12 protein-coding genes, 7 tRNA genes and 1 other RNA gene are annotated in these 16,574 nt (G+C 35.9%); 6 read left to right on the top strand and 14 right to left on the bottom strand.

Translation table 11 applies throughout. From position 1 onward, the window contains the following. Positions 1 to 132: 132 nt before the first annotated feature. From HHL20_RS15760 to rpsU, 14 genes are all read right to left on the bottom strand, one after another. Positions 133 to 1,218: an efflux RND transporter periplasmic adaptor subunit gene (locus tag HHL20_RS15760; RefSeq protein ID WP_169232140.1), complete on the bottom strand. Its 1,086-nt coding sequence runs from the start codon at positions 1,216 to 1,218 to the stop codon at positions 133 to 135. Positions 1,219 to 1,220: 2 nt separating this feature from the next. Beyond that, a complete protein-coding gene (locus HHL20_RS15755; RefSeq protein WP_185194829.1) occupies positions 1,221 to 2,462 on the bottom strand; it encodes a TolC family protein in 1,242 nt (413 codons plus the stop codon). A 230-nt stretch (positions 2,463 to 2,692) separates the two neighbouring features. Continuing rightward, positions 2,693 to 4,057, bottom strand: coding sequence for an ATP-binding protein (locus tag HHL20_RS15750; protein ID WP_169232139.1), 1,365 nt, complete (start codon positions 4,055 to 4,057; stop codon positions 2,693 to 2,695). A gap of 1 nt (position 4,058) precedes the next feature. Next, positions 4,059 to 4,739: a response regulator transcription factor gene (locus HHL20_RS15745; protein ID WP_169232138.1), complete on the bottom strand. Its 681-nt coding sequence runs from the start codon at positions 4,737 to 4,739 to the stop codon at positions 4,059 to 4,061. A gap of 515 nt (positions 4,740 to 5,254) precedes the next feature. Beyond that, positions 5,255 to 5,326 (bottom strand) — tRNA-Thr (locus HHL20_RS15740). Between the two features lie 40 nt (positions 5,327 to 5,366). Then, positions 5,367 to 5,439 (bottom strand) — tRNA-Gly (locus HHL20_RS15735). Between the two features lie 84 nt (positions 5,440 to 5,523). After that, positions 5,524 to 5,604 (bottom strand) — tRNA-Tyr (locus tag HHL20_RS15730). 19 nt (positions 5,605 to 5,623) lie between these two features. Then, positions 5,624 to 5,697: transfer RNA gene (locus HHL20_RS15725), tRNA-Thr, on the bottom strand. Positions 5,698 to 5,792: 95 nt separating this feature from the next. Then, positions 5,793 to 5,865, bottom strand: a tRNA-Gly gene (locus tag HHL20_RS15720). An 84-nt stretch (positions 5,866 to 5,949) separates the two neighbouring features. Further along, positions 5,950 to 6,030 (bottom strand) — tRNA-Tyr (locus tag HHL20_RS15715). Positions 6,031 to 6,049: 19 nt separating this feature from the next. After that, positions 6,050 to 6,123 (bottom strand) — tRNA-Thr (locus tag HHL20_RS15710). A gap of 109 nt (positions 6,124 to 6,232) precedes the next feature. Beyond that, positions 6,233 to 6,523, bottom strand: coding sequence for an HPF/RaiA family ribosome-associated protein (locus HHL20_RS15705; RefSeq protein WP_169232137.1), 291 nt, complete (start codon positions 6,521 to 6,523; stop codon positions 6,233 to 6,235). Beyond that, positions 6,520 to 7,407, bottom strand: a complete 888-nt coding sequence (locus HHL20_RS15700; RefSeq protein ID WP_169232136.1) for a tyrosine-type recombinase/integrase — start codon at positions 7,405 to 7,407, stop codon at positions 6,520 to 6,522. The genes HHL20_RS15705 and HHL20_RS15700 overlap by 4 nt, the downstream gene beginning before the upstream one ends. Before the next feature lie 83 nt (positions 7,408 to 7,490). After that, positions 7,491 to 7,688, bottom strand: coding sequence for a 30S ribosomal protein S21 (rpsU, locus tag HHL20_RS15695; protein WP_007846872.1), 198 nt, complete (start codon positions 7,686 to 7,688; stop codon positions 7,491 to 7,493). A gap of 323 nt (positions 7,689 to 8,011) precedes the next feature. On the opposite strand from rpsU, the gene HHL20_RS15690 reads away from it, so the two are divergent. The 6 genes from HHL20_RS15690 to HHL20_RS15665 all read left to right on the top strand — a co-directional run bounded on the left by HHL20_RS15690 (position 8,012) and on the right by HHL20_RS15665 (position 15,656). After that, positions 8,012 to 11,149 carry a T9SS type B sorting domain-containing protein gene (locus HHL20_RS15690; protein WP_169232135.1) on the top strand — a complete coding sequence of 1,046 codons (3,138 nt, stop codon included), beginning with the start codon at positions 8,012 to 8,014 and terminating at the stop codon, positions 11,147 to 11,149. Positions 11,150 to 11,225: 76 nt separating this feature from the next. Beyond that, positions 11,226 to 11,627, top strand: a transfer-messenger RNA (tmRNA) gene (ssrA, locus tag HHL20_RS15685). A gap of 208 nt (positions 11,628 to 11,835) precedes the next feature. After that, positions 11,836 to 13,152 (top strand): tyrosine-type recombinase/integrase, encoded by a 1,317-nt coding sequence (locus HHL20_RS15680; RefSeq protein ID WP_169232134.1) that lies wholly within the window; start codon positions 11,836 to 11,838, stop codon positions 13,150 to 13,152. 15 nt (positions 13,153 to 13,167) lie between these two features. Next, complete coding sequence (locus tag HHL20_RS15675) at positions 13,168 to 13,929, top strand: hypothetical protein (protein WP_169232133.1); 762 nt, start codon at positions 13,168 to 13,170, stop codon at positions 13,927 to 13,929. Positions 13,930 to 14,028: 99 nt separating this feature from the next. Next, positions 14,029 to 14,313 carry a helix-turn-helix domain-containing protein gene (locus tag HHL20_RS15670; RefSeq protein WP_169232132.1) on the top strand — a complete coding sequence of 95 codons (285 nt, stop codon included), beginning with the start codon at positions 14,029 to 14,031 and terminating at the stop codon, positions 14,311 to 14,313. Positions 14,314 to 14,489: 176 nt separating this feature from the next. Further along, the gene (locus tag HHL20_RS15665) at positions 14,490 to 15,656 is read left to right on the top strand and encodes a hypothetical protein (RefSeq protein ID WP_169232131.1); all 1,167 of its coding nucleotides are present in this window, start codon (positions 14,490 to 14,492) and stop codon (positions 15,654 to 15,656) included. The last annotated feature ends 918 nt before the right edge of the window (positions 15,657 to 16,574 follow it).

Below are 16,574 nucleotides of genomic sequence, written 5' to 3'. Positions count from 1 at the left end.
TTTAAGGACTTAAGAATTATTAAGTGACTCATAACGAGTTTAAAATCGATGTTTATAATATCTTTAGATATTTCTTAATTAGACTTAATTTCTAAATTATACATTATTAAAAGTCTTAATGGTTTAAATAAATCAACTATTCAGTGAGCGGTAAATCAGCAACTGATTATTGGTAACCACCTGCTCTCCTTCTGATAGTCCTTCGGAAACATAGGTAACATCACCGACCTGTTTCAGCACTTTTATCTCACGAATTTTCACATCTGTCCTTGATTTATAGATGATTACAAAACTTCTGTTGTCATCAAAGATTACCGCTTTGGACGGAACAGTAAGTGCTGTCGTATTTTCTGAGCTGGATACTTTAATAGTGGCCTTGCTATCAGGGATCAGTAGCCCGCTTTGGTTATCGAGTACTACCCTGGCCTGCATGGCATTGGTTTCGGGATCGATGATTTTAAAAATCTTGTCGATTTTCCCGTCAAAGACTTTATCCGGATACGATAAAGTGGAAACCTGGGCTTTCATGCCGAGACTGATTTTATCAATATCAGATTCATTAACGTTCATAATGGCCCAAACATTGGTGGTATTGGCTACATCGAAGATATTTTCGCTTCTGTCACTTCTCAACTGCATATCTTTATTAATATTTTTCTGAACAATATATCCGCTGATCGGCGCTACGACACTGTAAATATTTCCTTTTTTTACATTGTATACCGTGCTTACGGCATTTGCCCGTTGCATTTGGTCCTGGGCTTTCTGCAATTCGCTTTTTGCTTCCAAAACATCTCTTTCCGTATTTAGCTTTCCTTCATACATTTCTTTTGCTACCCGGAGATTGTTTTGCGCTACTACGAGGTCTGTTCTTGCATCGCTTACATCTTTCTGAACTTCAGCCATTTCAGTACTCCTTATAGTTGCCAGCACCTGTCCTTTTCTTACGTAATCTCCCAGTTCAACATTTACACTTAAAACATTTCCTCCAACTAACGGATATACATCGATATAACTGTTTTTATCTGCAGAAATCTTACCGTAGAAATTATAATCATCTTCAATATATTTTTTTTCAACTTTTGCAAGAGAAATGGAATGAAGCATGGTATTGCTCAGTTCAAAGCCTTTTTTTGCCTGAGCCTGTTGTGCTTCTTGTTTTTTTGAACAAGAAAAAAGTAAGACTGCAATGAATAAGGGAATAATATATGTTTTCATGTTTAATAGAAAATTTTTGTTTGTACGAGTTGATTTAATTGTTCTGCAGATTGCATGATTCCGTTTTTCATATCATAGATCTGAAGCGCGGTTTCTCTGTAGCTATCCATAAAATCTACAAATTCGATGAGGCTTATATTTCCTTTCCGAAAGTTGGCCAGCATACCGTTGTAAACGAGCTCCATGTTATTAAGATCTTCGGATTTTATCTGGGAAAGCTGATCGTATTGCATTTTCCAGGTTTTATAGGCGGACTGCACTCTAGTTTCAAGGTTAAGCTTTTGAAAATCTGCATTTTTTTGGTTTTGCTGTATCGCAAAGTTTGCTTTTTCAACATTTCCCCTGTTGGATTTCCATAAAGGCAGCGGAATACCTATCACAAGATTAACCTCATTTTTAAAAGTTCCTCCGTTCTGGTCCCAGCCCGCTCCCAGATTAAGGTCGGGAATATTCAGAGATTTTTGCCATTGAGCATATAGCTTGCTGTTGTCGATTAATTTCAGATTATATTGATAATCGGCATTGTTATCAACCGCTTTTTTCTGTAATTCTATTTCATCCCCGAAAGGTTGTGCTGTAAGAATATCTTTAGCTTCTGAATCAGAAAGTTTAGGTTCTATATCGTCTGTGATCCCTGTTAAAACTTTAAGGTTTTGTTCAAATTCAAGAATATTTTTATTAATAGCCATTTTATCGTTATTCAGCTGGATAACAATACTTTGAAGCCTTACTTCGTCTTTAAGCGACACATTTCCTTTTGCAGACTGTACTTTATAAGCAGCAAGGAGATCACTCATATAACCAAGCTGTCTTTTGGTGTTTTCAAGTTTAAGTCTTTCGTAATAAAGATTATAATACGTTGTGTGAAGCTGTGTCCTGAGATCGACAAGCAATTGGGAAAACTGAAGCTGAGCCAGTTCCTTATTTGATTTCGCAAAGGCAATTTCATTTTTCTTTTTCCCGCCCATATAAATAAGCTGGGTGATTTCCGCTCCTTTCGCACGGCCGATATCAAAAACTTTCCGGTCTTCAGGATTATAGGCATTGATTTGTCCGCTTAGCTGCGGCAACTCCCAGATTTTAGCCTGCAAAATATCTGCGTCGGCCATGTTGATGTTATACTGTTCGGCGAGCAGTTGTAAATTGTTCCTTTGAAAAGCTTCTTCGCAATCCGAAAGTGACATTTGCTGTTGTGCTGCCATAAGTGATGAGGCAACAATCAACAGCCCTGCAATTTTGTTCATTTTTTTATTTTATGATACAAAGTTGCCTTTATGGTATTAAAATGCTCTTAAAGAATGCTTAAAAAAAAATTAAATTTAGCTTGAAACTATTTATAACAAATTGATTTAAAGAATCTTGACTAAAACTCAGGATTATACATACACTATACGACACCATTCAACGGCCTTAAACGCATGCACGGACTTTACTAATTATTAAAGCTTGTAAGCGCATAGTTTTAGTTTAAAATTTATTTTTGAAAAATAACACTGAATTTATTCAGGAGATTAGCAGGTGCTGTGTAGGTAATTTCAGCGCCGTGATATTCCAGAATTCTTTTCACGATCCGAAGTCCCAGGCCGGAACCGGAAATATTCTGAGAATTATTCCCCCTCATGAAAGCTTCAAAAAGTTTTGGCTGTTCTTCTTTGGGAATTGTATTTCCGTGGGAAATAACGTCAACAATAAGCCGGTGCTCCGTTTCTGTAATCAGAACATCAACTTCCGCATCATCAGAATAGACCGCGGCATTTTTGAATAGATTAATAAATACAATATCCAATAATGACTGTACTCCTTTTATGGTAAGCAATGCGCTTTCGGAAGTATTTTCGGAGATCAGAAAATCCATCTTCAGCTTTGGATAGCTTTTTTCTACTGCTTCAAAGGATTCAAAAATAACCTCGTCAATTCTTACTTCTTCATATATGCTCTGGATATTTTCCTTATCAAACTTTGTTAACAGCAAAAGTGAATTGGTGAGATCAGACAACTGATACACATCTCTCTGGATCTGCTGAAGTGAAGTTAAGGTTTCCGGTGAATGTTGTTCGAGTTTAATTAAATTTTCGAGCTGAAAAGCCATTCTCGTAATCGGAGTACGGATTTCATGAGAGGCACTTGCCGTAAAATCTTTCTGCGACTGAAATACGTCATCCAGCCTCTTGATCATGGTGTTGAAAGATTTGGCAAGAACATCAATCTCATCGTTGGAATCACGTACCGGAATTTCCGTGGTCAGTTTGTGCGCAGTGACTTCCGAAATTTCTTTATTAAGATCTTCCAAAGGTTTTAAAAACTGCCCCATAAAATAATAGCTGAAAAAACCAATCAGTAGCGTGCTCATAACATAGGCTGTAATCAGAAGATATTTGAGATACTCCAGCTTAGAATTTCCGTTGGTATCATAAGCACTGGTAAGAATGTAGTAGTTTTCTCCATTGATCTTTTTTAATGCAGCATAGATTTCTGGAACCGTTTTTTCAGAGTAAATGATTTTCTTTTCATCCAGCTCCTTCAGTAAGGTATCATCCCAGGTTACATTTCTGTCCTTGATGGTACTGTAGATTAGTTCTTTATTAGCATTAAAGATTAAAATGGTTTCGTTTAAAAGAATATTATCTGAGTTTTCATTGAAAAAGACAGGTGCCTCTTCCTCAAAGTCTTTGGATTTTGCTATAAAATGAGAAGTAAATTCCAGTCTTTGCCTGAATCTTTCTTTAAATTCGTCTTTCCTGAAATCATTAAAAGACATGTAAATAACCGCCATCACAATACCGAAAAGCAATGAAAAAGCAATACTGAGATTGAGGGCAATTTTTCTTTTTAAAGACATTCTACAGCGGGCTTAAATAATATCCAAATCCTGAACGTGTATGAATAAGCTTAATTTTAAAATCCTTATCTATTTTTTTTCTTAAAAAGTTGATGTATACTTCTACCGTATTGGTATTGGTATTGAAATTATGTTCCCACACATGTTCCGTAATCTGCTGTTTCGAAACCGTTCTTCCCTGCGCCTCGGCAAGATAAACCAGCAGCTGGAATTCTTTAAGGGTAAGCGCGATTTCATTTCCTGCCCGGTATACTTTCTGCTCGGTTTTATTGATAATAAGATCATCAATTCTTACAATATCCTGATCGTTGTTTTCGGAGGGGGCTTTTCTTCTCAGGAGCGAGTTCATTCGCAGCAGCAGTTCTTCAAACTGAAAAGGCTTTACCAGATAATCATCTGCCAGCCTTGTAAAAGCATCTTTTTTATCAGAAAGATCTCCGTATGCCGAGATAATAATAATCGGGGTATTCTTATCAAAAGAACGTATGGTCTGGCAGACATCCAGCCCGTTGATCTTCGGGACATTGATGTCCAGCAGGTACAGGTCGTACGAGCTGTTCTTGATCTGGCGAAGAAAAGTTTCTCCGTCATAGATTTTATCACAGGTAAAATTATTCGATTCTAAAAACTTACAAAGTTCCGCCGAAAGAATCAGATCGTCTTCCAATAAAAGAATATGCATCGAAAATTATTTTATACGAATGTAAAGAAAATTTTCATGACCGTAAAGGAATTCAAATTTGCGGGAAGTATTTTAATTGAATTTTAAGGTTAAAAATATTTTAAACGCTATGGACGCAATAGATATTTGAATTCTACTGAATATTTGCGTTCGCAAAGACACTTCGTTCAGCAAATGATAGTAGCGTTGAAATTACTTATTATATTTACTAATCTCTGGAATATTTTATAGAAAAGAAACATAGCATTAAGTATACATACAATTTTCATTACATTATAATCTGGGGAAATATTTCGACAAATTCCGAATAAACATTAATTTATGGATCAGAACAGGTAATGCAATTCGTAAAAATTAAAATCTTTAAATTTTAAAAACTTAAATATCGCATATCTTTCATTTGCATGGAATGCCTTTTCGAACGGAATTAAAAGAGTTAAAGGTAATCCTGGCGGCGTTAGCGTTAATGAATATTTAAAAATAAAAAATCCCGAAGAAATCGGGATTGAAACGAGAGCCAACTACGGGACTTGAACCCGTGACCTCTTCCTTACCAAGGAAGCACTCTACCGCTGAGCTAAGTCGGCATGAATCAAAAAAATCACACTGAAAGCGTGATTTTATGTGAGCGGAAGACGGGGGTCGAACCCGCGACATTCAGCTTGGAAGGCTGACGCTCTACCAACTGAGCTACTTCCGCAATTTTGTTTCCAAAATTATTGGTAACGCTGTGCAAACTTAAGGAAAATCCTTTATTCATGCAACTTTTTTTCTACTATAAATGTGGGGAGAGCAGGATTCGAACCTACGAAGCCGAAGCAACTGAGTTACAGTCAGTCCCATTTAGCCACTCTGGAATCTCCCCAGATATTTTATAGTAAATGAGCCTCCAGAGGGATTCGAACCCACGACCCCGAGATTACAAATCACGTGCTCTGGCCAGCTGAGCTATGGAGGCATTTTAACAAATGGGCTGAAAGCTGTGAGAAACTCTACTCTACATCATTTCAGCAGTTAAAAAAAAATCACCCTGCAATAAGTGTGATTATTCTGAGCGGAAGACGGGGGTCGAACCCGCGACATTCAGCTTGGAAGGCTGACGCTCTACCAACTGAGCTACTTCCGCAATTTTGTTTCCAAAATTATTGGTAATGCTGTGCAAACTTAAGGAAAATCCTTTATTCATGCAACTTTTTTTCTACTATAAATGTGGGGAGAGCAGGATTCGAACCTACGAAGCCGAAGCAACTGAGTTACAGTCAGTCCCATTTAGCCACTCTGGAATCTCCCCAGATATTTTATAGTAAATGAGCCTCCAGAGGGATTCGAACCCACGACCCCGAGATTACAAATCACGTGCTCTGGCCAGCTGAGCTATGGAGGCATTTAATAAAAAAGAATTCAAAAGATCACTGTTCCTTTTTGCGAGTGCAAATATAGAACGGATTTTTTGAATTCTCAAACTTTTTAATAATTTTTTTTGACTTTTTTTATTACGCCATTTCTTTTTTCTTGATTAGTAGCTTTTTAGCAGCATCAACGCATAGGTCTAAGCTTTCTTCAAAACTTGTCGATGTCTTTTTTACCACGATATCGTCTCCCGGAACCGCTAAAATAATCTCAGCCGTTTTGTTGGCCTTATCAGAGTTATTTTCCACTTTTAAAAAGACTTTGCAATCCTGAATTTTATCATAAAAAGTATCCAGTTTGCTTACTTTTTTCTCGATGTGTGATTCTAATGGTTCGTGTGGAGTTAAACCAATTGATTGTACTGTGATCTTCATAATTCGTCATTTTTTGCAGCTCTTGGATGAGCCTGATTAAAAACTTTTTTCAATTGTTCGATATTGGCATTCGTATAGACTTGAGTACTTGCAAGGCTGGAATGTCCTAATATTTTTTTTACTTTAGAGATCTCTGCCCCATTATCCAAAACGTGTGTCGCAAAGCTGTGCCGAAGGATGTGAGGACTTCTTTTTTCCTTTGTTGTTATAAGACTAAGGTACTTATTAACCACCACATAAACAAATTTTTCGGTGAGTTTTTTACCTTTCCTGTTGACAAAAAAGTATGATTTAAATTCTGTTGCCGGTTTGCGGATTTGTGCGTAACTTTTTAAAATCGCCGCCAGATTTTCGGAGATCGGAATGACTCTTTGCTTATTCCCTTTCCCGATGATCTTTATTTCGTTAACAGACAGGTTTACATTTTCAAAAGTCATACCACAAAGCTCCGCCTTCCGTATTCCGGTTTGATAAAGCACTTCCAGAATTGATTTTTCGAGAACATCCTGAACGTTCGTAAAAACCTGATCGCTGAGGTTTTGCATCTCCTGTTCGGACATGGGAATCTGTTTTTCGGGATAAAATTTTAAGGAAGAAATATTTTCGGTGGGAGAAACTTCAATATCGCCAATTTTTAAAAGGAAGAGATAAAAGCTGCGAAGGGAAGAAAGTTTACGGTTGATGCTTCTTTTGGATATATTGTTTTCGCTTAGTTCGACAATAAAATTGCGGATGATTTTTTTGTCGGCTTTTGAAATATCTTCCGAAGATTCCGTTTTGAGGTAAAAACGGTAAAAATCCTCAAGATCTTTTCTGTAACTTGTAATCGTATGAGGTGAATACCTCTTTTCGAGTTCTAAATGTTCTAAGAATTTGTCCAGCATCATTAAAGTATAAAAACAAAAAATTCACTCTTCAAATATAACTATTTAAAGAGTGAATTCGTATGCGAATTAAGAAAATTTTCTTAAGCCTGCTCTTCTTTGCTAAGCGCTCTTTGTTTGTGAGCAGCTTTCAATCTAGCTTGTCTTAACGTTACAGAAGGCTTGATAAACTGTTGTCTTGCTCTAAGCTGACGAACGGTACCTGTTTTATCAAATTTTCTTTTATATTTTTTTAATGCTCTGTCGATGGATTCACCATCTTTAACTGGAATTATTAACATATTTTACATCTCATTTTGGATTGCAAAAATACTAATTTTTTATAAATCTGCAAATTTTTACCTGAATTGTTTGACAATCATTTGTAAAAAGACATGCATGCAGGCTGATAAATCTTCAAAATCAACACGGTATTAAAATCATATTACAATTATTTAATTGAATTTTATAATAAAATTTTAGTTAAATTTGCCGAAAAACTAACATTATTTAAAATGAACACGTTTTCATTACGGCTCATCTCAGTCAAAACATAAGGTCTTCTGCCTTATTCTCATATTATCTCCTATATTTCTCTATTCATATTTAAACTTGTAACAGGGTTATGATCAAAAGATTACTGTTTTTTTTACTCTCCATTTTTTATATTTCTCTTTCTGCTCAGGAAGATTGTGTTTCAGCAATCACGGTTTGCGGAAATTCCAACATCAATTACACCCCTTCAGGAGTCGGAAATGATTTTGAAGATCTGGGAGGATGTTTGTCTTCCGGCGAACATCATTCCGTGTGGTATAAATTTACCATCGCTACCAGCGGGACGCTTACCTTTAACCTTACTCCTACCGGACCTGTTGATTACGACTGGGCGATTTACGGCCCGAATACATCGTGCGGCAATCTTGGGTTTCCGATTCGATGCAATGCATCCGGAACACTTTCAAGCACGGGCATGAACATGACCAACACGAATACAAGTTCTGCCGGCGGAAATACAAGCCCGTATTGTAAATATATGGATGTTGTTGCCGGGGAAACTTATTATCTATATATAGACAATTGGTCTACTACCGTGTATACTTTTAACCTTACATGGGGTGGAACAGCCACTTTTGTATCTCCTTTTTCCAGTTCTACAATTGCAACAAATCCCTTTATCGCACCGGGTGTGGCAGGGCCTAATCCGAATTCGCCGAGAGTGATATCCATCTGCGACAGCAGCGTTCCTTTTAATTTTAACACTTTATCTCCGGGAATTATTAATGGAAATACCAACTTTACAGTAAGCTATTTCAATGATGCCAATGATGCTGCGACAGGCAGCAACCCGATTACAGCACCTACTGCTATAATACCAAGCTCTGTTTATTACTATAATATCAATTACAACAACCCCACTAATCCGAGCAGCAGCCTGAATGCCTGTAAACAGACCGGTTCTTTCATTTTTGCAGTCAGCAATTTAACAGCTTCCATTACCACATCATCAATGACTTTATGCCCCGGCGGAAATGTTACATTAACCTCAAGCAATACAACCGGCAACACCTGGTCTACAGGCGCTACCACTCCGTCTATTACCGTTACAGCACCGGGAACCTATACCCTTGTAACCACGAATGGGAATTGTACTAGTCCTACGGCATCCGTAACCATTACCGCTGCTACAAATCCAAACGTACAAATTACCGGCAATCTTGTGCTGTGTGATACTTCTACACAACTCATCGCTACGTCTACCGGAACAGGAAATCTCTACACCTGGTCTAACGGTGCTACCGGAAATACCATTTCCGTTGCAGCACCGGGAACCTATACAGTGACCGTTACAACACCTGCCAACTGTACCTATCAAAAATCGGTTACGGTTACACAAGGCGTTGTTCCTGCTGTGCAGAATGCAAGTTTAAGTATCTGTTCGGATACGGCGACCGCTACTTTTAATTTAACCTCAGCACAAAACAATATAAGCACAACGCCTGGAGTAACTTTTGATTACTATCTTAACCAGGCTGATGCGGTAGCCGGAAATACGAATACGATTTCTAATCCTGCAGCTCATATTTCCGGGAATGCAACAGTATATGTTCGGGTAAAATCCAGCACATGTTCTAAGGTGGCCAACCTGCAATTGACAGTCAATCAAAAACCGGTTGCAGTGATCACGGCTTCCGCTTCAGTTATCTGTAATAACGGAAGCATCACGCTGACTTCCAATTACGCGACAGGAAATACCTGGTCGACCGGACAAACCACGCAAAGCATTACGGTAAACACACCCGGCGTATACACTTTAACCAACAATAACGGATTGTGTACAAGTGACACAACCTCCGTTACGATCAGCAGCAGTCCCAACCCGAATGTTCAGATTGCAGGAAACTTAACCTTCTGCGAAGGATCTTCAACGGTATTAACAGCTTCTGCCACAGGAACCGGAAATACATTCTCCTGGTCGAACGGTGTAACAGGAACAACCAATACGGTGACTGCATCCGGAACCTATACGGTTACGGTAACCACTCCGTTAGGATGCCAATACCAAAGTTCTGCAACGGTTACGATGGATCCTGCCATTTCGTTAAATATTGCCGCTCCTGCTGAAATCAATTGTGCCAATACACAAATTACCCTAAATGCATCAGGCTCAACATTTCCTAATGGTTCAACCTTTTTATGGACAGCTTCCGGCGGCGGAACGATTGTTTCAGGAGCGAATACATTAACTCCGGTTGTGAATAATGCCGGAACATATACGCTGAAAATTACCAGTCCGTTCGGTTGTACGAAACAATCGTCGGTAACAGTTATAAAAAATATTACGCCCCCAACAATTACACTAAACGCTTCATCCATCAATATCTGTAAAGGAGATTCTGTTGTGCTTACTGCTTCAGGCGCTGCAAGTTATACCTGGACCGGACTTTCGGGCAATGGAAATACGCAAACTGTTTCCCCTACCTCTACTACCACTTACACGGTAACAGGAATCGGAAGCAATGGCTGTCCTGCCCAAGCAACCACTTCCCTTACGATTAATGTTGTTCCTGCCATTTCAGCCTCTTTGCCGAATGTTGAAGTGTGTCAGGGAGACAATGCCATTCTGGATGCTGGCGCCGGACAGAATTATTCTTACAGCTGGAATACCGGAGCTGCCACGCAAACCATAAGCACCGCCATTCCGGGAACGTACACGGTAACCATCAACAACGGGTCTTGTTCCAAAGTGCTTACCGCCGTAGTTTCCTATATTAAAACTCCTGAAATTACAGGGATTACGTATGAAAACGGCTTCTTAACCATCAACGTTAAAAATCCGGCAGGTGATCCTCTGGAATATTCTATTGACGGCGGTGTAACGTGGCAATCGTATAATATTTTCAAAAATGTTTTGAGAAATACGCAGTATTCTATCAGAGTAAGAAAGAGGGGCGTTTTGTGTGATACCCATACGGAATACTATACTTTCTTAATGAATAACACGATTACGCCAAACAGTGATGGAATCAACGATAATATCGACTTCAGCATCATCAGCAAGTTCGGAGATTTTAAAGGAAGTATTTTTGATAAATACGGTAAAGTTGTTTTCGAGGTAAGTTCTAAAAATCCGGTATGGAATGGAAAATATGTCGGAATGCCGTTGCCAACCGACACGTATTGGTACAGCCTATCCTGGACCGACCAGATTACAAAACAGCCTGTACAATTATCCGGGTGGATCTTATTGAAGAACAGGGAGTAACAGCGCTTCTCTAAAAAGATTAGCGTATGTTAATTATATTTGAATAAAAAGCCTTATTTTTGCATACTCTATTCATGGGGTTGACTGGTTTCGACAGCAAGACCAATGGGTAAGTAAGCATGCAGAGAACCGTAGCGCGATCTCTATAATCCCTTGCTACACAATTTTAACTGGCAACGAAGAGTTCGCTCTTGCAGCTTAATATCGAAGTATAGTAGATCAAGCGTTTTCCCGAAGACTTTAGTAGGGAAGCAAGATATTCCACAAATGCTCTGTTCTGCGGCGTTTGATCCTGGGATATAGGAATGCGGAAATAAGGCTTTAGATACTTCGGCTAAAGCTCGAAAACCTCAGAAGATAAGTTGAATGTTGGGTGTCTGCTCTCTGCATTCAGTCGAAAACCAATAGCAGAATAAGCATGTAGAAATCTTATGTATTGCTTGTTTGGACGAGGGTTCGAATCCCTCCAACTCCACATTAAATAAAATTAGGGACTTTTAAATAAGTCCCTTTTTTATTGCAAAAATCCCTGATAAAGCACAACGAGGAATAAAATCCATATATTTAAATAGTGTTTTCACGATGCATAAAATTGTATAAAATTTCAAATTTGTCGGTACAACAGTTGGTACAAATTGCAATTTGTACCAACATTTATTACCTTTGACTTGTAAAATACAATTACAATGGCAAAAAAATTTTTTATTCGTACAAAGACAGGAACAAATTCAACAATCTATTTTCGTTATAATAAAGGTAGGGAGTTTGAGGTCACTCTTAAAACTCCTTATTCTATCAACCCTGAATACTGGGATGATAAAAACGAATGCTATAATGCAGCAGCAATTAAAAAAAATGCGAAAACCACATTAGAAAAAAATTTTAATACCGAAATCTCATTATTGAATAATAATCTTGCCTTATTAAAATCTGAAATATCCATATACTTAACTAATAACCCGCATGCAAATAAAGAGGAGGTTAAAGATTTTTATAATACTAAGTATTTTCCCGAAAAATCAAAACCAAAAACTGTAAAAAATATAATCCCACAAGTCTTCACTGATTTCATAGAATATTATATTAAAGAAAAAAGTAAAAGAATAGAAGGAAAACAAGAACCCATAACAGAAGCTACACGTAAAAAGCTTATAACTATTAAAAATAGGATTATACTGTTTGATAAAAAATTATTTATAAAAGATATAAACGATGACTTTAGAGATGATTTAACTCAATGGATGCAAAGTGAAAAGTATAGTGGAAGCACAATTATAAAAGATTTAAAATACATTAAGACTATCTGTAGTTTTGCATCGAAAAAGAAGATAGATGTAAATAATGAGGTTTTACATTGGGAGTTTATGAGAGCCAGACAAACTTATACACCTCCAATTTTATCTTTTGAAGAATTAAAGAAGATACAATCAACAATTTATCCGCATGATTATCTAAAAAATGCCAAAGATTGGATAATTATAGGATTTTATACTGGTGCGAGAGTATCAGACTTATTAAATTTTGATTCGAAAAATATTATTCATGGAAACATATTAAAGTTTCAACAAAAGAAAATTCAAAATCAAACTCATGATGCCGAAGAATGTATCTATTTACATCCAGAAGTTTTAAAAGTATTAGAAAAGAGAGAAGGACAATTTCCACGTAAAATTTCGGACGTAAAATTAAACCTTTACATTAAAGAAGTTTGCAAAATAGCTGGATTAACACAAAAAATGATTGGTGGCATTAAAGATAAAGAACAAGGCGAACGAGGTAAGAAAGTTGTTAAAGAATATGAAAAATGGGAGCTTATAACAACCCATATTTTTAGACGCTCTTTTGTAACCAATTTCATTGATATATTAGGCAAAGAAAACATAAAAACACAAACAGGACATAAAACAGATGATATGGTGAACTTATATAACAAAACAGCTAAATTGGATAAAGCACTGAGAGTTGCAGAGAAAATGAGTTCCATCTTCAAAATAAGTTCATAAATATAATATTCAATTATGATAAACTATGAATTTCCCATATACCCTACTTTTGATCTTTTCTTTGAATCATATTTAGAGGAATATGTAAAATACAATAAATACGAGCCTATTTCCTTAGAAGAGTATAATTATCAGCTTGCATATAAGTATGCAAAAATTTTTAGAGATTTACCTTTTGATGAAAATCGTTTAAAAGAAGAAAAAGAATATATTGAAAAGAAATATGGCATTTTTCTTATTTTCTATCTTCTGGAAGAATATGAAATTGAAGAAAGATCTATTACATTGCAGAATACAAAAAAAATATCAAAAATATTACGCAAAGAAGCATTTAAAATTGCTAATTACTTAAAAAATGAAATTTTAAAAGATGAAATAAAGAATACAGAAGATAAAGGCGGCAAAATAGCTAATTTAAATAATGTACTTCAATATTCTAAGGAAATTAGGGATTATGCTCGTGCTTTTTTTGGAGATCTATCTAAAATTGAATTATTAAAATATCTTTCAACAAACTTTATTTCAACAAGTAAAAAATTTACAGAACTCACAAAGTATAATCAAATTTTCGCATATTTCCACGATGTTCATTCCGAAACTGAAGAAAATAAATCAAGATCCGAAAAAATCCCTTATGTTGAAAAACAAGCCTATAAAAATTTAATCAAAGAACTATTTGGATTTGAATATTATGGAAGTGAAATAAAAGGAAGTACGCCAAAGCATATTGAACAACTAAAAAAATTAGCATTAGAGTTCCAAAATATTAAAGATTAATTTCATTCTATTGCATTGGAATAAAAAAGGAATAAAGCGGGAATATAAACCTTTTTCAACTCAATACCTTCGCAGTGTAAAATTATAAATACATTGCATATGAATACTATACAGTTTATTGGTACAACACCTAAAGATTTAATTACAGAAATTAAAAACGCTCTTATTCCAGAGTTACGAGAGCAACTTTCAAAAGATTTCCAACCTAAAGAGCCCACAGAATATCTTACTCGTTCCGAAGTCTGCGAACTTTTACAAATTGACCTTAGCACTTTACATAGGTGGCGTAAAGATGGAACTCTTACTGCATATGGAGTTGGAAATAGAGTCTATTTCAAACGCTCCGAAATTGACGAGTATATTAACAAAAATAAACTTCTTTGATTAATTAACCATGATTGATTTTCCGTCATGGGAAATCAATCATGGCTCAAAATGCATTGCAAGCCCTCTTTTTAATCTTATCGGGCTACTTAAAAGAAAGGGATTGCATAGGCAGTCCTTTTTCAAATATTTTCTTTCATAGCATTCATAACTACGATAAAGTAATCAGGTAAATAATGGACGGTTTCGGTTTATTATGTGGTATACAGCCCTCTAAGTGGCTATCGAACCGTAATTTAGGATTTACAGGTGAATTTGATGTGTCTACAGGTGAGATATATGAGAATAAAAGCAAAGCAAAATATAAAGGTTTATTTTTATCTGTAGTAAAGGGAGAGAAATCCATTTACTGCAATTTAAGAGGCTCTTTACCTATGTTTTTTAGTGATGGTCACACCAATTCCTATGACTATACCCGTGAAATGTTTTTAGCTACTCTTCTGAAACTCGAAGCTGAATTAAAAATAAAACCAGAGCAAAATTCTGTTAAAACAATTGAAATTAAGGTTGATATTATTTGCCCATTGAAAGTGCAGGAATTTATTTCTGCTGTCAAAAGCTATAAAGGAACGGGATTTAAAAATTACCTTGATAATGGCAAACGAATAGGTGTTGTTTTCGAATTCCAGCAATATCATTTTAAGATGTACTTTAAAGACCTTGATTCACAATTATTAAGACTTGAAATAGCTGTAAAAAAAATGGTTTGGATAAAAGATACTAAAATTAAAAACCTCTCGGATTTGGCACCTCCTCTTGCGTGGGAATTACTTTTGAAAAAACTGATACAGGCTTGGAATGAGGTTGTTTTTATTGATGAAAATAATTTTGACTACAGGCTTATGAAAAATTACGAAATAAGAAAATTTTTTCGTCTTTTGGATGCTTCATACTGGTTAAGTTTAAGCCCCAAGCAGCAAAGCAAAGCTAAAGAATTCATTCAAAAAATCAAACAAAAGTATTGTAAAGCTGCCAATACAAAAGAAATCATTACACAATTATTATTCGAAAAATGTCAAAAACTAATAACGGTAAATTCTAAAAAAGGAGAAGAATTAACCCTTTTTTCAGACTTTAAAAATATTATAAAAGTAAATGAAAATTCACAACTGCAAAAAATTGAAAATGAGGTATGTTTTAACCATTTAAATAAAGGGTTAAACGATGAGTATAATTGGTCACAGGAAAAAGAAGCAGTAATATCTATAAAGAGGATCAGGAGATGTAGGCGGAGGGAGTGTCGCAAATCATTAAAAAATAAAAGGGTTACGGCTATTTTTTGTTCAGATGCTTGCAGGCATAAATATTATCAGCAACAAAAAAAGAAAAAGCGGATAAATTGAATAATTCTATGACATAACCCATTTTCTTTTATTCATAGTCTTTTGCTTGTAAAAAGAAACAGAAAAATGGGTCACACTATGGTATCTCCAAGGAAGGCAAAAAATGAAAGGGTGTAACGCATCCTTGCAGAAAACAAAAAAGCTTTATTCATAGCCCTTTCAGTTCTTTATCTCGCTTTGCTATGGTTTGCGATAAAGAAGCTTTACAATTGATAAAAAGTATTTTTTTTGACTGTTTTTCTTTTTCTCATTAAATAAAAGCTATGCTTTCACATGAGAAATTATTTTACAAGCATTTTATGAAGTGTGCTTTTCATTATTAGTTACTTTTCAAAATGATGAGACTAATTACTGCTTTAAATATTCTGTTTCTGGCTGTTTGAACATATAAAATAAACCGCAAGCGAAAAGCAAAAAAATGCAGTTCTTTCTCAATCACCAAGTGATAAAAAAACGCCTAATTTTTAGTAAATCTATTTCGGGCGATGAAAAAGCAATGAATCGCCTCTATTCATGGGTATTTTAGCCAATTGAGCACATTCAATCGCCTTACAAAAAAAGACTATAGTAGCAACGCCAAAACAAAACCTTTCCAATTTTTCGTTTTTAATCCCATTTTGTAGGAAAGAAAAAAACACTATTTTTGACATTCAAATTTTAACGAAATAAAGGCGTAAGCTATTATAATTGGTTCAAGAAAACCGCGAATTTTCTAAAAACATCCAAAGAATAATAGGCTTATGCCCGTGTCCTATATTGGCGCGGGCTGAGTCATTCTGGATGTTAGGTTCTTCGCGGTACCTCTTGACCGATTGGCTTCAGTTCCGCGCTTTCTTTATTAATAATTACTATTATCGGAGCTGGTAGAATAAAAAATTCAAGATGATAAAAAGTGTTTTACTTAGCTTTCTTGCCCTA

The organism is Chryseobacterium cheonjiense (genome assembly GCF_012927265.1).
Classification (GTDB): domain Bacteria; phylum Bacteroidota; class Bacteroidia; order Flavobacteriales; family Weeksellaceae; genus Chryseobacterium; species Chryseobacterium cheonjiense.
The sequence above is the reverse complement of the archived record's forward strand: the minus strand, read 5'-3'. Positions and strand labels throughout refer to the sequence as shown.